A 25,624-nucleotide genomic window follows, 5' to 3' on the forward strand; every position below is an offset into this window, starting at 1 on the left:
CATTCGGGCCCGTCCGTCCGCCGAAAACCGATGTCGATTTTACCAGGGTCGTTAGGAGATCAGCAACCAGAGCGGCGCACGCTTTCCTGTGGGACGGGACCGTTGGGGACGAAACATGGCGGTCCGTTTCGGGAGGAGCTGGCGTGCGGCCCTGGCGCCGGCTCTTCTTCCAAACGTTTGTGTGAGCCAAGCAACAGTCGTTTGGCGCAAAGCCTGCTAGGCAACCGATACTGGGAATTTCAGGGCCCCAGCGCTGGGAATGACAGGGCGCCGCCGGGACAAACCATTTCGGGCCCGGCGGAGTACTTTTGAGATTTGGCGACTGCGCGCGTGAGAGGCGTCTCCAGGATGAATGGCAATAAAAACGCTACCAAGACTATGTTGGTCGCGCTGGCCATCGGCATTGCGGTATGGGCGACGATGGGCGCTCCCCAGCCGGGCACAAATTCGACCGTTCACCTCGCCAGCAAGCGATAAGCCCAGCGGCACGGACCATGCAGTTAGATTGACGCTGGGGATTTCAGTGTCCCAGTTCAGGAAGGAAACGCCGCCGGGCGTGTATTTTTGAGACCGGCGGCGTCTTTTCTTGGAATTATTCCGATGATCCACACGGGTTTCGTGAAAACAGCAAAGACAGTAGCTAGTGGCCTTCACCAAAACCCGATTCCGAAATCTTTAATAAATTCGGACCAGCCTCCCATCCGCGACAGGGAGGTGTATCATGCGTCACCATGACTTCGTGTCCGATGGATTCCTCGCGCTAATCGCGACCTGCCTTGTGCTGTTGTGCTCGGGCCTGCTCGTTATCGCATTTAGCTAATCTGACCTTGGCACCCTCATCGTTCCGCATGCTCCTAGGGGCCGCTTGGGGACACCCCGCACCGAGCATAAGCGCGCCGCATTTTCGTCACGCAAAAACGGCTGGCCTGCTCATCCAGCATTCACGTTCAACTTCCTACAGTGTGGGGTGCCTTAGATTCCACGAGAGGAAACCATGAAGCTTAAATTTGCACTTGTTGGACTTGCTGCGCTCGGCAGCCTTGCTGCGGCAGGAAGCGCGTCGGCGATGCCACTCGCCACGCTTTCTCCCGCTTCAAACGTCGAGAATGTCGCCGTAGTCTGCGGCCCGAACGGCTGTGTCCGCACGGCGCCCGTCTACAGGGGGTACGGCTACGGTTACGGCTATCGTGGCTACGGCGTCCGTCGTTACGGATACGTGCACAGGGGCTACGGTTATCATAGGGGTTACGGCTATCACGGCGGTTATCGCCGCTGGTGATTTCGCGCAAAAGCCCGTCGGTAGGATTGATCTGCATCACTCGCGTGTGTTGACCGCCCTGCTACCGCTGTGTTGCTGGGATTACAGGGCCAGCTGGAAGGCCGCCGCCGGGGACGCAGCATTTCAAGCCCGGCGGCGTACTTTTTGGGATCAGATCCAGGCCGTCGCCCAGTCAGGCAGATGATCCGGAAGCGGCTTATCGAACAGCGGCACCCATCACAGCAAGCCCCGCGCCTTCGATAGCGCTCTCTGCATACTCGACTTTGCCTTCCCATTCGAAATGAAAGGCCGACAAAAGCTTGCCCCTTTCGGTGCGTGCTCACCGTCTGGGCCGGCTTCTTATTAATGGAACAGCAACGTCGTTTGCATAAGATGCAGTCCACTCGCTGCAGGACGCTCGAAAATGACCGAGTACGTCATCAGGGAAGTTGGCCTTCGCCAGTGGCTCGTGTTTGCCGATCGGCGAAGCATCGCTTTTTGCGCCGACGAAGATGAGGCGGTGAAGGCCATGACCGAGCATAGCGCGCGCCGCGGTCGACAGCCTGAAACAATGGAGATTGCGTTAAGGGGAAGTCCGCCGGCGTGAACCGGTGGGCTCCTCGCGCCTTCACGCTAGGCTAAGTTGACGGCTGCTACGGCCATCGTCTGCCTTAGCTTGTAGGCCAACCTTCCTTGCCGATGCAGTCACTGTTGGGCCATTCTTCGCCTTCATCTTCGTACCGGTTCGGCTGCGGCATCGTCTATTCAGCGAGCCAGGAACGCAGCGCAACCCATACGAATACTTCCGGCGGGTCGTGATTATGCCCCGACGTCAGCTGTCATTATCGAGGATCGAACAGCTTCTGCTGCGTCGTCCTGGATTTGACCCGGCGAGCGATGCGCGGACGTTCTCGATCAGTGCGTCCGACTATGCGGGGTTGGTTCTGCTCACGCCGCTCGTGAGGATTATCTCCAACGAGGCTCCAAACGTGACGATTCATCTACTGCCTCGTGCTCGCGACGCCGCGCGCGTGCTGCAGACAAACCAAGCGGACATTGTCATCGAGCCGATCGAGCTCTTCGGACCGAACGACTATCCGACGGCGTCGCTGCTAAGCGATCGCTGGCTCTGCGCCGTCGATGCAAATCACCCCGACGTCACAGGCGATACGTTGACCGAGACGCAGTTTCTCGAACTTCCGCATCTCGTCTACGGCATCGGAGACGATCGGCAGCTGAACCTCGCCGACCAACATCTTGCCAATGCCGGCGTGCAACGGCATATAGAGGTGACCGTCGAAAGTTTTCTGTTGAACCCATTTCTCATCAAAGGGACGCGGCTCGTCAGCCTCGTGCTGGAACGGGCGGCCAGGAGATTGATTGGCACGGTCGATATCAAGCTGCTGGAGTCCCCAATATCTGTCCCGGACATCCACGAGGCGATGTACTGGCACCCACGCCATACGACCGATCCAGGACACAAGTGGCTAAGAGAGAAGCTGCTTAACGTCGCGCAGCAACTGGATTGAGGCTCATCCGCGCTCACATCCTGCATGGCGAATGACCTTGCACGATCCTTTCGCAAGCGTGCCTCCACCTCCGCGGGCTAATGCGATGCATGTGGGTTTATGGTGCGCTCGGAGGGCGCTCGCATTTGTCGCGCTTTCAATGACTTATCGGAAGCAGCGAAATGGTTTGGAACATTTCCGGCACTTGGGAGCCTTTTGGGTAAGCCGCCCAACGCCCTTAGGTCGGTTAGCCGATTAGCGGATTTCTTCTCCGCGGGTTGCAGGTTCGAATCCTGCCGGGATCGCCAAATTTTCTGCCCGCAAATCAAGACATTGGAAGCGTTGTGGCTTCGTTCTAGACGCCATTCCGTGTTGCACGGCGCTGCGAGCCGCTGACAGGAATTTCAAGCTCTTACCGGCCATTACCAACGCCTCCACGCAACATGGGCGCAACACGCGGATTCGCGCTCCGTTCAGGGGAGCACGCATATGACCGCGCTCACCATAATCGGGATTGTGATCGTGGTGGTGGTGCTGGTCGCGGTCGCCGCGATCGCGCTGATCGCCAAGGTCAACAGCTTCGGCGAGCCGGGCTAGGATGCCGCCATGTGGCACCTCTTCCAGTCGCTCGTGATCTCGCGGTGGTCGCATCGAACATCCATTGGCGATGGACGCCGAACGGTTACCTGGCGGCAGCGATCGGCGTCGGGCTTGCTTGGGTGCTCACCCAGATCGTCAACGAGCTGCCGCAGATGCTCGACGGCCTTCGCCGTCGATTGCTCCCGACGAAACCATTTTGCCAGCCGCACGAAATGGGCCTGAAACATAACGGTGCCTACCCTCATCGTTCCTCGCAAAGGAGCGACGGCCATGATGGGTTCACAGCGGGTTCGCAAAGTACGCGTGCTGATGATCGCAAATCTGTTGGGCTACGCTGCCGTTCTGTTTGCTTTGGCCGCGCCCCGTCCGGTCGCAAGTGTCGCGCTCGGTAGCGAGTGGCAATGCAGCAAGGCCGGCTTCGTCTTCACGACATGTCGCCAAATCCCGCCAGCCTGATCCGCTATGGCGTAGGCCCTGCAATCTAGGCCGTACTGGGGATTTCAGTATCCCGGATCAGTACAAGACGCCGCCGGGTGTGTATTTTTGAAACCGGCGGCGTCTTTTCTTGGGATTTGAGGCAGGTCAATTAGGAGCTTTTGCACAAGTTGTAAGTTGAGGCGCAGCACTGGGGCAGGCCCAATACCGAGGTCGAGTCATGAGTACTGTCCCTCTGGACCTTGAAAGAAAGATCGCGCAGCGGTGGGCCGCAAGATTTGCACGATCAGATCTCCCGTCACCTGCGCACGAGCCCAAACAACAGCCTTGCAACGCCAGCCTACCGTCTGGACAATCGCCACCGCTCGAACCTGAGCCTGCAGCGCATCAGCAAAGCTCGGACGAGGCGCATCCGCTTCCCCCGATCAGCACCACCGTTGCCGGCTTCGTTGGTTGATCCGGCGCGTTGAGGAAGTCGGTCACCGGCTCGGTGGCCAACCGGAGAACGATCAGCGCATCCTCGTCACGCTCGGGCAGCGCATCTGCGTAGGTCCGCTTCGCAACATCGACCTGCGCCAACTCCTGCTCGATCGATGCCAACTCCAAAACGAGCATGAAGATCGCCGCGAGCGGCTATCCATGGCCGAAAAGAAGATCGGCAAGGGGTTTGCCCCCTTCCGGGGCTTGTCGCGCCACTTAGCCAGCGAGACGGGGCAACTCGGACGACCGGGACAGCTTTGCGCAATACGCCGGTTCCGCAAACCCGTGCAACACCCTCTTAGCTCATTGCAAACAAAGCGGTTTTTCCGTCTCCTCCTTCCGCGCGGACCCACATCTGGACCTAACATGCAGTGGATCCAGCCCGTCGCGACAAAAGTTGGCTGGGCTCTAGGCTAGCGCTTTCAAGATTGTGGAAGGCTCGAAACTGATCGCTGCTGCGACATCCAGGAACTCTAAGACATCAAGGCGTCTGTCAAGTTCGGAGTCCGAGCAGATGGTGATCTCGTCCGCAGACCTAGCTCTACGGCAGTCGAAGCTCGGTCCGGATAAATGCGCTTAGAGAGCGAGGAGAGAGAGTGCGAATCCAGCCCACGATGCGCCGAACGGTAAGGACAAAGAAGTGATTTCCCAATGACCTTCACTGGGGGCGCATCTTCTATTTTTGCACCACTCGTCGCGCGGCGGCCTCGACAGGCAATGGGACACGGTGGTGGGACCTTGCGACGGGCCAGCGGCGGCTTGCCCAGGTCCGCCGGCGCGGCCGGTAGCCAGAGCCGAAATTGAACAATGCCTCGAAAGGCGAGCCTTCCAGCGGGTCGCACAAGCGGATCAGAACAGCCCTCGCAACGGAGCGGCCTCGCCAACACGCCCAATTCACCGTAAAGGAGCTCTGCTCTCCATATTTGGCAAATTTGGATTACTCTAAGGAATACCGACGGATGAAGATTGCTCGTCCGTCTCGATCGGACCAGCATATTTCAGCGGTATGGCGCAGGGATTAAAGGCAAATCATAGAGTTCGCGCAGTGTCAGATGCGAAGCGGCTTCACCCCAACATGATCGTCGACAACGAGACGGCGAACTTGCAGCGCCGTCTTAATTCTGCAGCAACTCCCTAACTCAGTTGGCACCAGAATGGCCAAGCGGACCATTTGTCTGAGCATGATAGTCAAGAACGAAGCGCCGGTCATCGAGCGCTGTCTTCGATCGGTGCTTCCCCTTATCGACCATTGGGTCATCTGCGACACCGGCTCGACCGATGGAACGCAGGACATCATCCGCAGCTTCTTCGCAACGCACGGCATACCCGGTGAGCTGCATCAGCGGCCCTGGAAGGATTTCGCGCACAATCGCAACGAAGCACTCTTGCTCGCGCGCAACAAGGCGGACTACTCGCTCGTCATAGACGCCGACGATGCGTTTGAAGTTCCGGTCGACAATGCGCTCCCGAACCTGACCGCCGATTCATACTCCGTTGATATCAAAGACAGCTCAATTCAGTATCAACGCACGCAGCTCGTACGCAACGCCCTTCCCTGGCGATATCGCGGCGTGCTGCATGAGTTCCTCGCCTGCGATGCGGCGAACTCCTCCGACCACCTGCCCATTTTCATGCGCCGCAACCACGATGGGGCGCGCCGCCGCGACCCGAACACCTACCGGAGAGATGCCGCGATCCTGGAGGCCGCACTCCAATCCGAAACCGACCTCTTCATGCGCTCTCGTTACACCTTCTACCTTGCGCAAAGCTGGCGAGACTGCGGAGAGGAGCAGAAGGCTCTTTCGCGTTATCTGGAGCGAGCCGAGCTCGGCTTCTGGACCGAGGAAGCCTTTTTCTCGCTCTATCAAGCCGCGAATTTGAAGCGAGAACTCAAGTTTCCGGCGCAAGAAATCATCGAATCCTACCAGCGCGCCGCCGATTTTCTGCCCAACCGCGCCGAGGCATTACATGGCGCAAGCAGATTCTGCCGCTTGGCCGGCCGCTTCGAGGAAGGCTATCGGTTTGCTCAGCGCGGGATCGACATCCCGCTTCCCGCTTCAGGTCTATTTGTCGAGAGCTGGATCTACCGGTACGGATTGCTCGACGAACTAGCGGTCAATGCATACTGGTCCGGCCACTATAAGGAAAGCATAGCCGCCTGCCGGCAGCTTCTGTCCTGCCCCCATCTGCCGGCGGCTGACCGCGCAAGGGTCGAAGAGAATGAACAGTTCGCGAGAGAGAGGCTGGCTGCGCGCGCCCGCAAGAAAATTGCCGTCTACACGATTGCGCTGAACGAAGCGGCGCACGTCGAGCGCTGGTGCAAATCCGCGGCCGAAGCAGACATCCTCGTCGTCGCTGATACCGGCAGTACGGACGACACCGTCGCGCTGCTCCAAGCCGCTGGCGCAATCGTGCATCGGATCACCGTGAAGCCGTGGCGATTTGACGATGCGCGAAACGCCTGCCTGGCTCTCATTCCCGAAAACGTCGATATCTGCATCGCACTGGATATGGATGAAATGCTCGCCGGCAGCTGGCGCCAAAAGCTGTTGGAGACGTGGAACGACGACACCACGCGTCTTGCGTACAATTTTGCGAGGGGCACCACTGCGCAGGGACAGCAAAAGATCCTTCGAAAGAGCAAAATTCACAGCCGAACAGGTTACCGCTGGCGGCGCGCCGTGCATGAAGATCTTCAATATACCGGCACCGACGAGACAGTGGCGGAAACGCACGAGCTTCTAATCTTAAAACAGCAGGATGAAACGAAGAGCCGATCCCAGTACCTGCCACTCATGGAACTGGCTCACAAGGAAGATCCCGCCGACGCTCAGCTGTGCTTCTGGCTCGCGCGCGAACTGATGTACCTCGGAAGACACTCGGAAGCGGCTGAGTTATTTCATCGCTATTTGTCGCTCCCCTGGCATTGGCAGGAAGAGCGCTCCGAGGCGATGCGCTTCCTTGCGAAACTCGAGAAGGACAAGGCCGAAGCTTGGCTTCAGCGGGGACTCGCAATCGCTCGACACAGACGAGAACTATGGCTCGACCTGAGCGAGCTTTACCACTCGAAGTCCGAGTGGACCAATCTGCTTTGGAGTTGCAGCCAGGCTTTGCACATTTGTCGAAAGACCGAATCCTATTTGGACGACCCCGATGCGTGGGGGTTCCGCATTGATGATCTTACAGCCTTGGCGTACCACCATCTTGGCTTGCCCGAAAAGGCGATCAAGCACGGCGAAGCAGCTTTGAACGCGAAGCCCAACGACCCTCGCCTCGTGAAAAATCTGGGCTTCTACCGAAATCAACTTGGCTCGTTGGGACGCGAATACATCAGCAAACATCGGGCAATACTGACGCCGGCGCAACCACGCAGGAACGTGGCGGCAGAACCGGCCGCCAGCTTCAGACCAAACCGCCCCCTGGGCGGGACCGAACTCATGATCGAGGCGCTTCAGCATCGCCTCGGACCCATGAGCGAAAAAATCGACCTCAGAATAAACAGCTTCGATATCGGAAGCCTGACGGGAAGGCCCCTCGTCCTTTGGATGCACCACAATGCGGACCAACAAGCGGTTCAGTGGTGCTCAAATCCCGAACTGGTTTCGCGGGTGGCGACATTTGTGTTCGTTTCGCAATGGCAGCTGGAAAGATACAAAGCCGCCTTTGATATCCAGCCGCACAAGTGCGTCGTTTTGAGGAATGCAACATTGATCGATCCGCAGCGCAGAGCGTGGAAACGCGCTTTACCATTGAAGTTCGCATATACAAGCACCCCCTTCCGGGGCCTGTCGATCTTGCTTGACGCGTGGGACGAACTGAATGCGCCTGATGTCGAGTTGCACGTTTGGTCTTCCATGAAGCTGTATGCAATGGAGGACCGTGATTACAGCGATCTGATATCACGAGCTTCCAATACGCCCGGCGTCACTTATCACGGGCTTCTGTCAAATGAGGACCTCAAGCTCGCGCTCAGAGGCATCCATTTTTTGGCGTACCCATCGATTTTCGAAGAGACGTCTTGCCTTGCGGTTATTGACGCCATGGCGGCGGGATGCCGCGTAATTGTCCCCAACCTCGGAGCGCTTCCGGAGACCACAGCAGGATTTGCGCGGCTCTATCCGTGGAGTGATAACTCATCAGTCCACGCTCATGAATTTGTCCGAGCTTTACGGGAGGAGATTGCCAACCCTTGGCAAGGCCATCCGGATTTGGCGGTTGCAGAGCAAGACTTCTGTCAAGCAACGTTCGATTGGGAGATTCGCGAAAACGAATGGAAGTACCTGATTTCAAGCCTAACTGAAGCAGATATTGAGTAATTATACTCGCTACGCGAGGACCTTTTGCTATTTTTTCATCCTGACCGAGCCCGCAACCCTTGACGCTGGCATACTGCCAATATGGGGGAACAGAGTGAGCATCTCTGCGATAGACGAATTTCGTCGGCAGCACACAATTCAAATGGAGCAAGACGAGGTCGAATACATTGTTTCCGCTATTCGAACAGCTCCGGCGAATGCACTAATGATTGAGTGGGGGTCGGGAGCTTCGACCATCAGGTGGCTGGAAGAAATGAGGGGCTCTCAAACCTTGGTTTCAATCGAGCACAACCTGGATTGGCATGCCATTGTGAAGCCGATCGCGGAGACTTCTTCGCAACTGTCTCGACGCCTGCAGTATTATCTCTGCCAGCCGAGCGCGTATTGGCAGCACGGCTATGGTGAGACTCGCGAAGAAAATCCGATCGGGCTCGACGATTACTTTGCTCCCGACGATACGATCTTTGATGCTGACATCTTTTTGATCGATGGCGTGGCGAGAGGTGTCTGTGCGTTGAACGTTCTCTACCGATCGCGAAAGCCTAATCCGACTATCTTGCTACATGACTGGTATCCACGACAACCGTGGTATTCCTGGGCCGTTCGCCAGTACCCAATTGTTGAGCGCGTTGGATCAACCCTCGTTCGGTTAGGTAAAGGTGGCACTGAAAAACGCGAGAGAGGAATCGCATCCAATGATTGAGTTATCGGCTCGCAACCTGAGCATGATGCACTTCTTCTCTCGGTCGGCCAAATACTCTCCGAACCACAGAGCTGGACATCGTGTCTGTAATATCGTGGGCACACGTCCTCAATCGGTTTTTTCAGATTGACGATTTGTTCGTTCGGTCCGAATCGCTCTCGATACCGAAGCTAGCCACATGGTTTTCGTGCGTTCGCGCTGGACTTATAATAAGGCGCGGCGCCGACTGGCCGCAAATAAGCATCCCATTCGGGCCAAGGAAGAGCAAGTCGTCCAGGATCGAAATGAGACGAGGTTCGTTATGTTTCAATGATAACTTGGCGTTGCCAGTATCGTTGGTAGGCGCTGTATGAGCATTTCGAAACACGGCTCGCGTTTAAACTTAGCAGCACGGAGGATTCGGCCGATCGCGGAGGACCGGCCAATCCTCCGTTCGGTCCCACTTGAGCTTGCCGGTGACTGGGGCAATATGGTTCCAAGCGCGGCGCGGCATGTCCTCGAACGCATGCGCGAAGCCTGTTTTGACGCGGTGCGCCTTGTATCGGACGATCAACCCGCACGCCTGCGGGTCGACGAACATCCCTCCGGCGGCCCTCCTGCGATCTGGCTGCATTCCAACGAAGCCGATCTTGCCTGGATCATTGTCGATATCGGCGAGCGCGATTGGTCGAAGCTTGCCTATCAGTTCGGCCACGAACTCGGTCACGTCGCCGCGAACTCCTGGCGAGCGAATGCTAAGCCGGGTGGGCCTTGCCAGTGGCTCGAGGAAGCGATGGTCGAGGCGTTCTCGCTGCGGGGCCTCGGCTTGCTGGCTGATAGTTGGTCACGCGATCCGCCGTTTCCGGGTGACAGTGGCTTCGGTGCGACGGTCGCCGTCTATCGGCAGAATATTGTCGAGCGCTACGGCAAGCTAGCCGTCGAACAGGGCAATACGAAGGACTTCAGCGCGTGGTTCAGGCAGCATCGCGCCACGCTGGAGGCTCCGCGGGGCCTCAGTTCCTTCGCTCAAGTGGCCTCTCTTTCGATACTCGCTGAATACGAACGCGCTCCGAGCGCCATGGAGGCACTTGGGGCTTTGAACAGATGGCCAGGGCGAAGCACCATCCCGTTGGAGAATTATCTCAATGCCTGGCAGGCGAGCTGTCGGGAATTAGGCGTTGCGACCGACCTACCGCTTCGGCTACGAACCCTTCTCGCTCTTAGCTAAGCGCCCCCGGGGCTCCGCAACACATTGCTCGGCCAAACTCTCCGGGTTCGATTGCCGTCACTACGTGATCGCCAGCGGCGGCCTGCCCACATCGGCCGGCGAGGCCGATTGCCTGCGGCGCTCTTGATGACGCAGCTGCGAATGACGCTTTAGAACCTGCACGATTCGTTCGAGCAGGGACATTGTCCCTGCCTGAAACTGCCCCGCCAACGCCTTGCGCAGGGCATTCTCCCGATCGAGCAATTCTTAAGCGGCGGCAGCGGCTGCAGGACGAGCTCCGTCGCCTTGATCCAGCAGGACGCCCTCGCCTCGGCCTGCGCGATCTGATTAGCGGAGGAGTGCAAACCGCCTCGGCCGCACTCCTCCCGTGGTCACGCGTGTCGACTAGCCGTGCGGCTTGAACACGCTCTCCACCGTCTTTTGCCCATGCGGATCGTCGAGAGACAGTCCGCCTTTGGCCTTCGACTCTAGATCGGGCGTTTGGCTGCCTGCGCCCGTAGGACCAGTAGCTGTCGCGCCAGCCGCCGAGAAGTCACTCGGCTGCAGACCGTGAGCCCCGCCAAGGGCGGCGAGAATGGGCTTTACCTTTGGCTCCTGGGCAATATCGCCCGGTGTGCCGCTGATAAAGGTCATCTGCCCACTGGCTCCGGTGGCGACATCGGCCTTGGTGATGCCCACCTTGGCTGACTTGTCGTGGCCCGGGTTGCTCGGATCGGTGCCAGGTGCTCCGGTTTCGCCCCCGTCCGGGCCATTGCCAAGGCCATTGTTGCCGTGTCGTCCACCGGTGGCGCCGGTTGCTCCAGTTGAACCTCCGGTCGCACCCGTGGCTCCGGTCGCACCGGTGGCACCGGTCGCGCCGGTGGCTCCGGTCGCGCCGGTGTCACCCGTCGCGCCGGTGGCTCCGGTCGCGCCGGTGGCTCCGGTCGCGCCGGTGGCTCCGGTCGCGCCCGTGGCTCCGGTCGCGCCGGTGGCTCCGGTCGCGCCGGTGGCTCCCGTCGCGCCGGTGGCTCCGGTCGCGCCGGTGGCTCCCGTTGCGCCGGTCGCGCCGGTGGCTCCGGTCGCACCGGTGGCTCCCGTTGCGCCGGTGGCGCCGGTCGCGCCCGTGGCTCCGGTCGCGCCCGTGACTCCCGTCGCACCCGTGGCTCCGGTCGCGCCGGTGGCTCCCGTCGCGCCGGTGGCACCGGTCGCGCCCGTGGCTCCCGTCGCACCGGTGGCTCCCGTTGCGCCGGTGGCGCCGGTCGCGCCGGTGGCTCCCGTCGCGCCGGTGGCTCCCGTTGCGCCGGTCGCGCCCGTGGCTCCGGTCGCGCCGGTGGCTCCCGTCGCACCCGTGGCACCGGTTGCACCGGTCGCACCAGTGGCTCCGGTGTCGCCCGTGGCACCCGTCGCGCCGGTGACACCCGTGGCTCCAGTCGCACCCGTGGCCCCGGTCGCACCCGTGGCTCCGGTTACACCAGTTGCCCCGGTCGCGCCGGTATCACCCGTCGCGCCCGTGGCTCCCGTCGCACCAGTGGCGCCTGTCGCACCCGTGGCTCCGGTCGCGCCGGTCGCACCAGTAGCTCCGGTGTCGCCCGTCGCACCCGTCGCACCGGTGGCTCCCGTCGCACCGGTGGCGCCGGTGGCACCCGTGGCTCCGGTTGAGCCCGTGGCTCCAGTCACGCCCGTGGCGCCTGTCGCACCCGTGGCTCCGGTCGCGCCCGTGGCTCCAGTCGCACCCGTGGCGCCGGTTGCACCCGTGGCTCCAGTTGCGCCGGTATCACCCGTCGCGCCCGTGGCTCCCGTCGCACCAGTGGCGCCTGTCGCACCCGTGGCTCCGGTCGCGCCGGTGGCTCCCGTTGCGCCGGTCGCGCCCGTGGCTCCGGTCGCGCCGGTGGCTCCCGTCGCACCCGTGGCACCGGTTGCACCGGTCGCACCAGTGGCTCCGGTGTCGCCCGTGGCACCCGTCGCACCCGTGGCGCCGGTGACACCCGTGGCTCCAGTCGCACCCGTGGCCCCGGTCGCACCCGTGGCTCCGGTCGCACCGGTGGCACCCGTGGCTCCGGTTACACCAGTTGCCCCGGTCGCGCCGGTATCACCCGTCGCGCCCGTGGCTCCCGTCGCACCAGTGGCGCCTGTCGCACCCGTGGCTCCGGTCGCGCCGGTCGCACCAGTAGCTCCGGTGTCGCCCGTCGCACCCGTCGCACCGGTGGCTCCCGTCGCACCGGTGGCGCCGGTGGCACCCGTGGCTCCGGTTGAGCCCGTGGCTCCAGTCACGCCCGTGGCGCCTGTCGCACCCGTGGCTCCGGTCGCGCCCGTGGCTCCAGTCGCACCCGTGGCGCCGGTTGCACCCGTGGCTCCAGTTGCGCCGGTATCACCCGTCGCGCCCGTGGCTCCCGTCGCACCAGTGGCGCCTGTCGCACCCGTGGCTCCGGTCGCGCCGGTCGCACCAGTAGCTCCGGTGTCGCCCGTCACACCCGTCGCACCTGTGGCTCCCGTCGCACCGGTGGCGCCGGTGGCACCCGTGGCTCCGGTTGAGCCCGTGGCTCCAGTCACGCCCGTGGCTCCAGTCGCACCCGTGGCTCCGGTCGCGCCCGTGGCTCCAGTCGCACCCGTGGCGCCAGCTGCACCCGTGGCTCCAGTTGCGCCGGTTGCACCGGTGGCACCCGTTGCGCCGGTGGCTCCGGTTGCACCGGTGTCACCTGTGGCTCCAGTCGCGCCTGTGGCTCCGGTGTCACCGGTGGCTCCGGTGGCGCCAGTCGCGCCCGTGGCCCCGGTTGCGCCGGTAGCTCCGGTCGCACCCGTGGCTCCGGTTGAGCCCGTGGCACCAGTCGCACCTGTGGCGCCGGTTGCTCCGGTCGCACCCGTCGAGCCCGTGGCGCCGGTCGAGCCTGTCGCCCCCGTCGAACCGGTTGCACCTGTCGCGCCTGTGGCTCCGGTTGCACCCGTAGCGCCGGTCGCACCAGTGGCTCCGGTCGCGCCCGTAGGACCGCTCGCGATGCTTACGGTTACGCCTTCGGTTACGTAGTACGACCTGTTTCCGCTGCTTGAGCCGGTCGAAAAGTTAGTGAAGGTCGTGCCGTTGCTATCAGTGATCTGAAGAGCGGTAAGGTTCGAGCCCGTAGCCTCCGCGACGGCGAAGTCCCAGTTGCCCGCAGGAAGTGCGACCGTGAAGGAAAAATCTTGATCCCCATCGGTATTGAGCGGATCACCAGACGCTTCTGGCGTTGTCGATCCAAGCAATATCCAGTCGGTCGTGTTGGTGCCGCTAATACTGGCATCTCTGTAGTAGATATAAACGGCTTGATTGCTGGTTCCACTAATGGTGCCGGTAACGGTGATGATGCCAAGGGCTGCCATTTTTCGGATCTCTATTGGCTGGAGTTACGCAACGTTCAATGGGCATGACACGACCGTCAAAACTTCAGCGGCCACCAGTAAGCTCAGGCGCGGCAAAACGCTCGATGCTCACGGGACACTTTTTCTGCTTCGAACGGTATCTTCTTCGTGCTTCGAAACTGCTTGTTATTCCAAATCCAGGTGCGTCAACGACCGCACCCATTCCGCTTCAAATGGCTCAAAATGTGAGCCATCCGGATAGCTTTAAGCGACGCTCAGTTGGGGGAAGTGACGCAACCAGAATCTCACTATTATTGAATTATTGAGCGGCTGTCGTGACCGTGACGTCATGCGTGACGAAACGCCCAGCGCCTCCGCTGCCCTCCTGGAAAGAGTATTTCTTCACCGAAACGAGATCCGTCAAAGACAAGTTAGACGCGGCCTCCAATGATGTTGCTTGAAGCCGCACCTCAAAACTGTAAGTCCCGGGTTGAACGCCGGTTCTGAAAGCAAACCTGCTGCTCGCATCGGGCGTCGCCACAGGCTGTAAGAACGGATCCGTCAGCGGCAGAGCAGTTGTCGTCCCGAGAATGACGAATTCACCGTCGCCGCGCCGAATTCGAATCTCAACGTTGCTGCTTGCATGAGCTCGTCCGACCACCTCTACGAAGCCGTACCCTCCCACCGCGCCTTTCGCTCCGTCAGCGTTATCGCTTCCCTCACGGAGTTCGCTGGTGGTGTCAGAATTGCTTTTCATCAAAACACTCCGGAGAACCAAGAAGCCCGGCAGTCCAATCGGTCCAACCAACACGCAGGAGTGCGCGGAGTCAATTGATCCCGGTTGTTTGCAGAGTCGATCACACGTCGAACACACGACAAGTAGAAGCAAGTTCCACGTCCGATGAGAGCTTGCTTTCGACAGCGATTTGTTTATCGCCCATCCGCTCCGCACTCATCGCTGAAATCAATTTCTGTTCTTCGCACGCCGTCACTTCCAACTATCTCAATGAAAAATTGCGAACAAACCGATGGAGCTGTCCTCGCCTGCTTGCTACAGGACGCTCATCGACGAGCGCGCCAAAGAGCGAGGTCACAAAATCTCGTTGATCCGCTCTGCCGGGACATCCCCCTTTTTGGTTACCCCGGAATCTTTGGTCGATGTGACCTGGGGTCACAGCGCTGGCTCGGCACACGGTGCGCGAATGACAACAATCCCGCCGCGAGCAGGACAATGCAAATCCAATGTTCCACCACCTGTGACGGCCGTCGTCCAACGGCGCGCTGAAACACGCGACGACCGGGTGATCGTGACATCGAGCTGCCAGCGCGGTTGCGCGAGACCCGCTGCCGACCAGCGTTTGCCAAATGCCGCACGAGTGTTACCATAATCGCACGCAGATCGAGGATGCGCGGCTTGTTGTCCGCAAGCAAAGCGTCCTCGCACTTTTGTCGCCGAGAGATAGATCTTTTGATCCAAGAGATCGAAAGTGGGGTTGCGTGAAGCCGGAGTTTGACTTCCAACTTTCGGATGAGTTTCGCGGGACAAAACCTGCGCCTGGCGGCGTACCCGACGGACAAGAAAGGCGGGATGCGACCAAGCCGCGACTAGACGCACTGATCTTTGTTGCCCAGCACCACGGCGTTGAACTCGATCGCAAGGCGTTGCGCGCTCTGCCCGGCGAGGCGCCCTCCCCCGCTGCTCTTGTCACGTGGGCGCGCGAAAGTGGACTATGGGCAAAGGCGACGCGTGTTCGATGGCGTCACCTGATCCGCATGCAGTCGGACACCCCGGTGGTGCTACTGTTAACCGACGGCGGTGCTGGCATCGTGGTCTCGCGCGATGTCAATGCTGGAACGGTGTCGGTCCAGGATCCAAACCGTCCCGGTGAAAAGCCGATTGCCGTCGATGAACTTCGCCTCGCCAATGTCTGGCGCGGAGACGTAGTGTTCGTGCGGCGCGAGCGAGGCGCGGCTGCCGACGAGGAGCCTTTCTCGTTTTCGTGGATGATGTATCGCGTTTTGGAAGAGCGCCGCAATCTGCGCGAGATCGCCGCCGCCTCAATCAGCTTGAGTGTCCTGCAAATCGTGCCGCCATTCCTGGTCCTGGTCGCAATCGATCGGGTTATTACCCATCAGGCCATATCAACGCTAGGTATGATCTCCCTCATACTGATCCTCGTCACGGTCTACGACACGCTGCTTGGGTACGCGCGTCGCGAGATCATTGAGGTCACTGCAACGCGGATCGACGCGCGGCTGGGAATGCATGTTTTCCGGCGGCTGCTCGCACTGCCGATGGACTTCTTCGAGCGCCATCCGACCGGCGAGACGGCTCGCAAAGTTAGCCAAATATTCAATATCCGCAGCTTCTTCACCGGCAAGCTCGTCAGCACGTTTCTCGACATATTCACGCTGATCGCGCTGCTGCCGTTCCTGTTCTGGATGAGCGCGACGCTCGCCTGGCTTGTCCTGGCAGCGTCTGCCGCTGTTGCTCTCGTGGTCCTCGTATTCTTGCCCGCGATACGGCGGGTATTTGCCCGGCTCGTGACAGCTGAAAACCGCAAGAACTCCGTACTGGTCGAGACCGTGTATGGCATGCGTACGGTCAAGTCCCTTGCAATTGAAAGGGTACGAAATGAAGAGTGGGACGCGCGCGTGGCCGAGGCCGGTCAAGCGCGTCTCGACGCGGGACGCATCTCGAATGTCGCGCAAACCATCGTGAATCCGATCGAGACATTCATCAATCGCGGCGTTCTCCTCGTTGGCTGCTACCTTCTTGTTACGTGGCCGCTGGGCAGCACCGGAATTACCGGCGGCGTTCTTATCGCGTTCTTGATGCTCGGCGCGAGAGTGGCGAGTCCGCTCATTAGCCTCGCCAAACTGATGCAAGATGTCGAGGAAGTTCGCCTTTCGGTGACTGAGGTGGCTGATGTACTCAACCACCCCACGGAAACGGCGGCGATGCGGAACGGTCTTCGACCGAAATTTGAAGGCGCGATCGCCTTCCAAGATCTCTCGTTTACTTATCCAGGATCCACGGTGCCGGCGCTTGACCGTGTCTCATTCGAGATTCCCGCAGGCACCATGCTCGGGCTCGTCGGTCGCAGCGGCTCGGGAAAGTCGACGATCGCGCGACTCCTTCAGGGCATCAACCGCGAATACAACGGTTACCTCAAAATCGATGGCATCGATCTACGGGAGATCAATCTCACGCACTTGCGCAGCAGCTTTGGCGTAGTCATGCAGGACAATTTCCTGTTTCGTGGCACCGTGCGGGATAACATCATTGCCAGCCGGCCTGGCTTAACTCTGGATCATGCCATGCAGGCGGCTCGCCTAGCGGGTGCCGAGGAGTTTATCGAGCGGCTGCCGCGGGGCTACGAGACCTGGATTGAGGAAACTTCGTCTAACCTATCGGGAGGACAGCGTCAGCGTCTTGCCATCGCACGCGCACTCGTTTCCGATCCGCGCCTTCTGATCCTGGACGAGGCAACGAGCGCACTCGATCCCGAGAGCGAGGCACTTGTCAACGCTAACCTTTTGCGTATCGCCAAAGGCCGGACGATGATCATCGTCTCGCATCGGCTATCCTCGCTGGTCGACTGCGATCAGATCCTTGTCCTTGAAAAGGGTAAGGTCGTCGATATCGGCCCACACGAAGAGCTACTTGAACGCTGCGCCGTTTATCGACAGCTCTGGCAGCAGCAACACCGGCATTTGGAGGGTGGGCGCCTGCGTTCGCTTCAATCCTCTGCGGCACGAGAGTAAGCGCACCTCGCAAGGCGATAGGATGAGTTTCGTTGATCGTCTGATTGCACCGGTCTCAACATCGGCCCGAACCCGACTGGGAATTGAACTTCTTGAGTCCGGGCGGGCGGTCGAAGGCTTCCATCAACTTGCCTACGCCGCCCGCGGTGGCTGTATTGAAGCGCAATATCGGGTCGGACGATGCTACCTCGAAGGCACAGGTGCGCCACAGGCGACCTCAGAGGCGGCACGCTGGCTTCAACGCGCTGCGGAAGGAGGTTCGGCAGACGCCCAGTTTTTCGTCGCCCTGCTGTATGTCCAAGGATCGATCGTTCCTGAGCAGAGCGCGGCTCTCTTTATTACAGACGATCAAAGTGGTGGGCCAGATTTCTTCGCAGCACTCAACTGGGCGCGGCGCGCCGCCGACGGCGGCTCGGCCGAAGGCCAAGCGCTTCTCGCATATATCCTAACTTCCGGTCCCGATTCCATCGCCGACGAGCCAGCAGCCGAGCGCTGGTACGCGCGCTCCGCGGAAGCCGGCTGTCCTCAAGGATGCCTCGGCCTTGGTCTCGCCCTGCTTCGCAGGGCACAGGACGAGCGGACGCAAAGAGAGGCGGTCGAACAGATTGCGAAGGCGTCATCGGCCGGCATTCCAACGGCTCTCTATCTCATCGCTGCGCTCACCGAATTCGGTATAGGCACGAAAGCTGACTTGACTCGAGCGCTCGAGCTGTATCGTCACGCCGCCAACAAAAACGTACGCCTTGCGCAAAGGCGTTTGGGCGTTGCCCTCGTCAATGGCCAAGGTATCGAGCGCGATTTGGTCGAAGGCGAAACCTGGCTGCGCCGGGCGGCACTGGCCGGCGATGCGGAAGCAGCCGCTCATGTTGGCCTGCTGTATGCACGCGGAGGCGAATTGCCGCCTAACTATATTGAAGCGGTAGCCTGGCTCGAGCGCGCCGCTGAAGGAGGTTACGCGCCAGCTGCGAGAACACTGGGTCAGCTCTACACCATCGGCACCGCCGTCGGCCGCGATTCGGACCTCGCCACTTTCTGGCTGGAGCGTGCAGTTGAACTCGGTAACGAACAGTCGAAAGTCGACTTTGCTAATCTCGTGCTTCGCGGCAGCGGTACGTCCGGCGACCAAGCGAAGACTCGTCATTGGTTCGAACGCGCTGCCGAAACGGGTGACCTCATTGCCGCTTTCAACTTCGCCGTCTGCTTTGCTGAAGGCATCGGGATCGAGCAGGACGATACAAAGGCCGCAATGTGGCTGCGTCGTGCTGCGGTGGGTGTCCCGACTGCCCAGTACTGGTATGGCCGAATATTGATTGAAGGCCGAGGCGTCCCGGAGAACACTGTCGAGGGCCGAGCCTGGCTCACGCGCGCCGCCGACGCGGGAATCGTCGACGCGCAAGTTCTGCTCGGTGAGATGCTTGTAAACGGCCAGGGCGGATCGGCCGACCATTCCGGCGCGCGCGCGCTATTCGAGAAGGCGACTGAACAGGGCCATGCTGGGGCAATGTTCGCGCTTGGTGCGCTTTATCACGGCGGTTATGATATTGTGGCGGATCGTGATCTGGCGAGGCGCTGGCTCCGCGCTGCTGCGCAGCTTGGCCATCCGAGGGCGCAGCTGATGCTTGGCCGACAACTCCTCGGCGACGCTGCCGGCCGGACGAATCTTGCTGAAGCACGACGCTGGTTCGAGGCAGCCAAGGCCCAAGGGGTAACCGAAGCAGCACTCGAATTGACGCGTCTTGCCAAAGAACCGAGCGGACAGGCCCGTGATCCAGAGGGAAGTTGGTCAGCTGCGTAGCTGAGTAAGACAGTGAGGCGATACGAAGTCGTCGGCAGGTTTGCGAGAGTGAGACGGCTCGAACGTGCGTGACCGGGGAGAAGCGATTGACTGACCTATAGGCGTTCGGCGAGCCTAGCTCTAGGCCGGGATTTAACTCGATATCAGGTTTTGAATGACGAAGTATTACCCGCTTATCGACAAGGCCGTCGCTGCTCTCGAGCCGAACACGGGCGAAGCTCGGCAAGAGCTTTATGAGCGCACTCGCTCCGCCTTCATCCGTCATTCACTCAACCGAAATCCGCCACTCACGAAACCGGAGCTGATATGTGAGCGTCTGGCCCTTGAGGAAGCGATTCACAAGGTAGAGGCTGACCGGAGCCGCGGGGATCCAGCCCAGACACATCGGGCGTTGCCGAGTGGGCCCATCGCGGACAGCGCTTACCATCCAGCTTTATCACCGACACCGGCCGCGATTGCGGTAACTCAGAACGAACAAGCGCCCTCTCCATACGGAGGTCAGACGACAATAGCACGCCGCACGCAAGCACTAACCTTTCCTCTGCCGGTGGTGTCCCACGCAACAATCGGAATGACGTCGGCTGTAGCTCAGCTCTCGGATCCGCCGCGAGTGCTCTCGGTTTCGCGCAGGCGCTTCAGTTTTTTTGGCGTGCGCCGACGGGGCACGCCATCCGCAGTGCCGTCGCAAGACCCCAAGTCTCCGGGCATCGCGCGAAAAGCTCTCGTCAAGTCCGCCGCCCAGAGCATTCGCTGGCCTCCAATTCCGCGGGCGATGGCGTTGACGGTTCCCGCCATAAATCGACTGTTTGGCGAGCGCGGCAATGTTGATGCGCCACCGGCAGAGCTCCTCGAATTTGAGTCTCCGACTGCAGCGCTTGTCGAAGCACCGCTCAAGCCTGCTGCGCGAAGCATGCTCTGGACGGCCGTGTCAGCGATCATCGCCTCGATGGCGGTCTCCGCCTTGTTCCCAATTGATATGGTGGTGACTGGCTCAGGACGTGTCGTATCACTTCAGGCGACCAACGTCGTACAGCCACTCGAGACTGCCATTGTACGCGCGATCAATGTGCGCGAGGGCCAGACGGTGCGCGCCGGCGAGCCGCTGGCGCGCCTCGACCCAACCTTCTCGGCGGCCGACGCAACTGCGCTGCAGACACAGGTGAAGAGCTTCCAGGCCGAGGTCGACCGGCTCACGGCGGAAGCTTCCGGGACACCGTACCAGCCATCGAGCGCCGACAACTCAACGGTCTTGCAGGTTGCAATGTATGGCCAGCGTCAGGCGCAGTATCGGTATCAAATTGAGAGCTACAACCAGAAAATCAGCGGGCTTCAGGCGCAGATAACTCGCGCTGAGCACGACGTCGAGGCATTCAGCCAGCGCTATCGGATCGCGAGCGTGCTTGAGTCAAAGCGACGGGAACTCGAACGGCTGCAGGTCGGCAGTCAAGTGAATCGCCTGATTGCCGAAGACCAGGCGATCGAGATGCAACGCAACTTGACTGACGCCACCGGCGCAGCCGAGCGCGCCCACCGCGACCTCGACCAGTTAGTCGCCGAGCGCGACGGCTTTGAGCAGCAGTGGAAAGCGAAGATTAGCGAAGAACTCACGCTGCGTAGGCGCAACCTTAGCGATGCCACGGAAAGTCTGCGCAAGGCAACCCTTCGGCGTGAACTCGTTGACTTGCGCGCCGACCAAGACGCGATTGTCCTCAGCGTCGCCAAAGTTTCGGTCGGCTCGGTGTTGCAATCGGGCGAGCCGCTGATCACGCTAGTCCCGAGCGATGCGCCGCTCGAGGTAGAAATGCGTATCGCCACCGCTGATGCCGGTTATGTTCATGCCGGACAGAAGGTTGCAATCAAGTTCGATACGTTCCCCTTCGTCCAATACGGCCTAGCCGAGGGGACCGTCCGCTTCGTTAGCCCCGACAGCTTCAGCGGCGGGCAGGATACGCAGCGTGGAACTGTCGTCACGCAAAGTGATAGCGCCGCGGTTTTCTACAAAGCGCGCGTGGCCATTGATCAGCTCAAGATGCATGGGGTGCCCGGAGGCTTCCAGCTAAAGCCCGGCATGACCGTCACTGCCGACATCAAGGCAGGCACGCGGACATTGCTGACCTACCTGTTTGCCCGAGTGCTGCCGATCGGCCTCGAGGGAATGCGCGAACCTTGATTTTGATTGGCTCACCGAGCAATGCCGAAGCAGATGGTGGCACCGCGCTTGTTTCCTCGAAACTGCGAAATGCAGCCATCATCGCGCCCTAACCGCCGACCTCGCGCTGTTTCAAAAGCAGGTCCCGAATCCCCTCCGAGCCGCCCGCAACTCTCCCCGTTCCGATTTGCCGCCACTGTCGCTGACTGATCGCACTCAGGACCGCTTCCGCTGTCAAATCAGCTAGCGACAACCCTCCCCCAACTTCTTGTCATGCCGCTTGCTTTGTTACCATAGTCCAGCCTAAGCGCTATGCTCGACGATAGTGGGCTACATGGGGAGTATGCGCAACGTGTGCGACCGAGCATCCCGATAGTGCCCAAGACGACACTTCCGTGTACGGAGTGTTCCCTTGCTTGAGTCACAGTTCTGCCCTTTCCCTCCCTCCGGTCTGACTTCCGGCTGGCCACTGACGAAGTGGAGCCCATCACGTTGATGAGCTAGGTACTAGTTTCCCTCTGGCATCACGCCCACCGCATTGTCCCTGCGGTGCTACCTGAGAGCTTTTTTGGGCGCTCTCGCAGATCGTGCCGGTGCGGGTGGTCATCCCGTTGACGACATGTTCTGCCTCTCGACACGCTTGGGCGAACTGACGGGGATTGCCATGGCTGCCAACGCCCGCTGCAGCATCGGAAACCGTACCCAACCGCAGGCGCTGCTGCACCACATGCGGCCTCACGCCGAACCGTGCAGCGATCTCCTCCGCGCCAAAACCGCGCTCGTCCGAAAGCTTCCTGAACGCCTCGAACTGGTCGGCGGGATGCATGTTTTCCCGGGTGACGTTCTCGTCCAGGCTGATTTCGTGCGGATCATTCGCGGTGTCGACGATGCAGCGGATCGGCTCGGTCTTCCTGATCTCCTTGCGCTTGACCCGCAGAAGCTGGGCCAGCCGCCTGCCCTCGCCATTGGTCACGAGATAGAACCCGGTAGCTGTTCCCTCTCCATCCAGCTCCGGTTCGACCACCAGATTCTGCAGGATGCCCTTGGCGGCGATGCTCGCCGCATAGGCCTCGATCGCCGCCTCGCTGTGCGGCGTCTTGCGCGCATTATTCGCTGACTTCTTGAGCTTGTTGAGCGGAATGAGAACCTCCGTCCCGCTCGCGGGAATGATTTCAACGTGCTTTTCAAGGTGCCTGGCCGACATGATCATTCTTCCTTTTGCTTCCATGGGTGCAAGGCGCACCACGCGCCTGCGCCCCTGCCCGTCGGCGAGACCGGGGGTAGCAAGTGCCAGGGCGACCCGAGCGGTGGGGATCGCCCGCCCGATAAGGACCGCTCGCAAGAGCGGGTCTGCACAAGCGTGTGTCCGTCGTTCAAGAGGTGGAGGATCTTGCGAAAAGCGCGGAAGACCGGGGAGACCGCTCGGGGCGGCGCCGGCAAAGCCGGCGCTTTACCCTGGCGCGCGCGAGAGGCAGCGCCCCTTCGATGTCCTCTTCAACCAAAAAGACGCGAAGCGGCCATCGCCGCACCAAAGGTGCGGTGGTCAGGATGATTGCAAGGTGACGCTCTCAAGCGTGAGAATGCTGGGCCAGCTCAGAGGAAGTGACATCAAGCCAGGAGTGAGCAAATCAAAAGGCAGCCGACGAGAGGGCAGTGATAGCGACGCGGGCATGCAATGACCGCGGCACCGAGGCGACTGCCGTCGCGAGACCGGTCAACTAGGCACCCGAGCGCGGGACAGTGATAGCGACGCCGACATAGCAATGCCGGCGAGTCCGCGGGCGAGTGCCTCCGGCGAACGACACATTATCATCTGTTGCTTGCGCGAGGGATCGAAGCCGGATGGCCGAGACGCCATGCGGCTCGGTTGACGAGAGCCAGCTGCGGCGACGCCGCACGCACACCAATAGTTTTGGGGGACGACCGCATCAGTGATCCCAAACCAAGGCCGTCCCAGGCGGCTCGCCGAGCCGATCCACCACCTGTCAAATCTACCAGTATCGGGGCGACGTCCGACCCAATAGAATTATGCGGCCATATCGTCGAACCGGCGGCCATTACGTCCAACCGGCGAATGAGCGCGACCCGTGAGACCTCCCGGCTGGCCTGCGGACAGTGACACAGAAAACGAAGCAAATGGTCTCGCTGCGGCTGTCTTGCGTCAATGCCGGTAGCAAGCATCCTGCAGTCAAACCCGATTGGACCGAGGAGCGCGAAGCAGCCCTATCGCAAAAGTGATCGATATCCGCACCTAGGATGACGTTGGCGTGATCTCCCTGCGCATTCTCTGCGCCCGCCCATCCCGGCCCAAACAGTCCCTCCTTGTAATTGAGTGACCGTCCGCGAGTTGATTGTATGTGCCGATGGGCACTGATGATCTCGAGCCGTCGAGCACGCCTGCGGGGATTCCCAAGAGCGGCTGCACTAAGCAGGGCCTTAGTCGTGATCAGCGTAGCCACACATCATCAATCCACGTATCCGCCAAACAGTTCAGGACAAGCACACTCCCCAGACGAACAAAAACGCTGCGAAGTCGTGCGCGCAGAACCCGATCATCTTTATCGCGACTTCGCTAACATGCTCGATGTGTCAAAGCGCCTCGAAGGCGTTGGCCCGCACGATCCGCTTCGCCTTTCGGTGGCAGCGGCCACGGCTTTTCCCGATGGATCGATGACGGCGTCGGGGCTGCGCAGAGAGAGCGCTCGCGGAAGGCTCGTCATCGAGCGCATTGCGGGCAAAGATTACACGACACTCTTCCATATAGAGAGGATGAGAGAATTATGCCGCGTCGAAGCAAGGGGGCCAGGCTCCAACTCAAGGCCGCCCGACGAGACAAAGCCGGCAGGATTACCCACAGAGCCAACTGGATCATCCGGGATGGCGGCAGGGATATCAGCACAGGCTGCGCTTCAGATGAAGTGCGGCCGCGGAACAAAAGCTGAAGGACTACATTGCATCGAAATACATCCCCAAGCGCAAGGCCCAGGACATTGAATCGATCCCGGTCGGGGATGTGCTTTCGATCTACCTCGATGCAGAACTTGCCAAACTTCGCGATCGTTTCAAGGTCATGGAAGACGACCAAGAGACAATTCCAGGCATCCGCAAATTCAAGAAGCGGATTGGGCGGCTGAACGACTGGTGGGGTGCGAAAATGCTTGCCGATGTTGACGGCGAGCAGTGCCGTCAATTCGCAAGGGAGCGCGGCAACAGAGGAGGCTCAAGGCGCGATCTCGAAGACTTGCGTGCAGCGATCAACCATCACGCTGCGGAAGGCTATCATCGAGGGATCGTCAAGATCACGTTGCCCGCAAAGGGCGAGCCGCGCGATAAATGGCTGGCGAGATCCGATGCCGCGAAGCTGATCTGGACGTGTTGGCGGTACCGCGAGATGCAGAAAATGTCACGGGGGCCGCTGAAAGGCGAGAAAGTCGCAACGGAAAAACGGCCCTTGCGGCATCTGGCGCGGTTCATTTTGATCGGCGTCTATAGCGGATCCCGAGCCGGCGCTACCGCTGCAGCCTCGCCCATTCCGGCAGTAGGCCGTTCGTTTGTCGACCTGGATCGCGGCATATACTACCGGCGCCGCCAAGGCGACGCGAAGACCAACAAGCGACAACCGCCAGTGCCGATCCCGCCGCGCCTGCTTGCGCATCTCCGGCGTTGGCATCAGATAGATTATGACGCAAAGCACTTCGTGGAGTTCAATGGAAAGCCCGTGACATCGGTAAAGACGGCTTTCAAAACTGCCGTTCGACTAGCCGGCCTCGGCGCGGGCATTTCGCCTCATACACTCCGGCATACGGCAGCAACCTGGTTAATGCAGCGTGGCGCCGATCCGTGGCAGGCCGCAGGTTACCTTGGTATGTCGCTCGACGTTCTGCTCAATACCTACGGCCATCATCACCCCGACTATCTTTCGGACGCAGTCGAGAAGATCGCCAAACGAGACAGGAAGGTCCAAGGAAGCCGTGGCAGTTTCGGTTCAGTGTTGCAACTGCGTAGACAGACGATTTAGTTCAGTACCAGTTTCGGCAGCCTCGGGGGCCACTCCAATTGTCGGCTCGACCGGAGCTGTCATTTACGGTTTGCG

The 25,624-nt window shown here is 60.4% G+C and carries 14 protein-coding genes and 1 pseudogene; 11 read left to right on the forward strand and 4 right to left on the reverse strand.

Translation table 11 applies throughout. The features are described 5' to 3' along the window. The first annotated feature begins 994 nt into the window (after positions 1-994). From QA639_RS37325 to QA639_RS37335, 3 genes are all read left to right on the forward strand, one after another. Positions 995-1,279 (forward strand): hypothetical protein, encoded by a 285-nt coding sequence (locus QA639_RS37325; protein WP_080666967.1) that lies wholly within the window; start codon positions 995-997, stop codon positions 1,277-1,279. A 403-nt stretch (positions 1,280-1,682) separates the two neighbouring features. Beyond that, entirely contained in the window at positions 1,683-1,865 is a 183-nt protein-coding gene (locus tag QA639_RS37330) for a hypothetical protein (RefSeq protein WP_028332771.1), read from the forward strand. Between the two features lie 214 nt (positions 1,866-2,079). Beyond that, on the forward strand, positions 2,080-2,787 hold the full coding sequence (locus tag QA639_RS37335; protein WP_283088616.1) for a LysR substrate-binding domain-containing protein: 708 nt from the start codon (positions 2,080-2,082) through the stop codon (positions 2,785-2,787). 1,401 nt (positions 2,788-4,188) lie between these two features. On the opposite strand, the gene QA639_RS37340 is transcribed toward QA639_RS37335, so the two are convergent. Beyond that, a complete protein-coding gene (locus tag QA639_RS37340) occupies positions 4,189-4,401 on the reverse strand; it encodes a hypothetical protein (protein WP_283088617.1) in 213 nt (70 codons plus the stop codon). Positions 4,402-5,435: 1,034 nt separating this feature from the next. Between QA639_RS37340 and QA639_RS37345 the strand changes: the two genes are divergently transcribed. The 3 genes from QA639_RS37345 (at position 5,436) to QA639_RS37355 (ending at position 10,507) form a co-directional block, all read left to right on the forward strand. Then, positions 5,436-8,597, forward strand: coding sequence for a glycosyltransferase (locus tag QA639_RS37345; RefSeq protein ID WP_283088618.1), 3,162 nt, complete (start codon positions 5,436-5,438; stop codon positions 8,595-8,597). Between the two features lie 94 nt (positions 8,598-8,691). After that, a complete protein-coding gene (locus QA639_RS37350; RefSeq protein WP_283088619.1) occupies positions 8,692-9,300 on the forward strand; it encodes a hypothetical protein in 609 nt (202 codons plus the stop codon). A 349-nt stretch (positions 9,301-9,649) separates the two neighbouring features. After that, positions 9,650-10,507: a hypothetical protein gene (locus QA639_RS37355; RefSeq protein WP_051376042.1), complete on the forward strand. Its 858-nt coding sequence runs from the start codon at positions 9,650-9,652 to the stop codon at positions 10,505-10,507. Between the two features lie 384 nt (positions 10,508-10,891). On the opposite strand, the gene QA639_RS37360 is transcribed toward QA639_RS37355, so the two are convergent. After that, complete coding sequence (locus tag QA639_RS37360) at positions 10,892-11,185, reverse strand: hypothetical protein (RefSeq protein WP_028332797.1); 294 nt, start codon at positions 11,183-11,185, stop codon at positions 10,892-10,894. Between the two features lie 2,478 nt (positions 11,186-13,663). Between QA639_RS37360 and QA639_RS37365 the strand changes: the two genes are divergently transcribed. Then, the gene (locus QA639_RS37365; protein WP_283088620.1) at positions 13,664-13,888 is read left to right on the forward strand and encodes a hypothetical protein; all 225 of its coding nucleotides are present in this window, start codon (positions 13,664-13,666) and stop codon (positions 13,886-13,888) included. A 250-nt stretch (positions 13,889-14,138) separates the two neighbouring features. Here QA639_RS37365 and QA639_RS37370 read toward each other — a convergent pair whose 3' ends face one another. After that, a complete protein-coding gene (locus QA639_RS37370) occupies positions 14,139-14,576 on the reverse strand; it encodes a hypothetical protein (RefSeq protein WP_283088621.1) in 438 nt (145 codons plus the stop codon). Positions 14,577-15,316: 740 nt separating this feature from the next. On the opposite strand from QA639_RS37370, the gene QA639_RS37375 reads away from it, so the two are divergent. The 3 genes from QA639_RS37375 to QA639_RS37385 all read left to right on the forward strand — a co-directional run bounded on the left by QA639_RS37375 (position 15,317) and on the right by QA639_RS37385 (position 21,552). Next, positions 15,317-17,587, forward strand: coding sequence for a peptidase domain-containing ABC transporter (locus QA639_RS37375; protein ID WP_283088622.1), 2,271 nt, complete (start codon positions 15,317-15,319; stop codon positions 17,585-17,587). A 22-nt stretch (positions 17,588-17,609) separates the two neighbouring features. Then, positions 17,610-19,382, forward strand: coding sequence for a tetratricopeptide repeat protein (locus tag QA639_RS37380; RefSeq protein WP_283088623.1), 1,773 nt, complete (start codon positions 17,610-17,612; stop codon positions 19,380-19,382). Between the two features lie 778 nt (positions 19,383-20,160). Continuing rightward, on the forward strand, positions 20,161-21,552 hold the full coding sequence (locus QA639_RS37385; protein WP_283088624.1) for an HlyD family type I secretion periplasmic adaptor subunit: 1,392 nt from the start codon (positions 20,161-20,163) through the stop codon (positions 21,550-21,552). A gap of 670 nt (positions 21,553-22,222) precedes the next feature. On the opposite strand, the pseudogene QA639_RS37390 reads toward QA639_RS37385, so the two are convergent. Then, positions 22,223-22,735, reverse strand: a pseudogene (locus QA639_RS37390) (ParB/RepB/Spo0J family partition protein); the annotation flags it as partial. Between the two features lie 1,809 nt (positions 22,736-24,544). Between QA639_RS37390 and QA639_RS37395 the strand changes: the two are divergent. Beyond that, positions 24,545-25,549, forward strand: coding sequence for a tyrosine-type recombinase/integrase (locus QA639_RS37395; RefSeq protein ID WP_283088625.1), 1,005 nt, complete (start codon positions 24,545-24,547; stop codon positions 25,547-25,549). Positions 25,550-25,624: the final 75 nt, after the last annotated feature.

The organism is Bradyrhizobium pachyrhizi (assembly GCF_029714545.1).
GTDB lineage: Bacteria > Pseudomonadota > Alphaproteobacteria > Rhizobiales > Xanthobacteraceae > Bradyrhizobium > Bradyrhizobium pachyrhizi.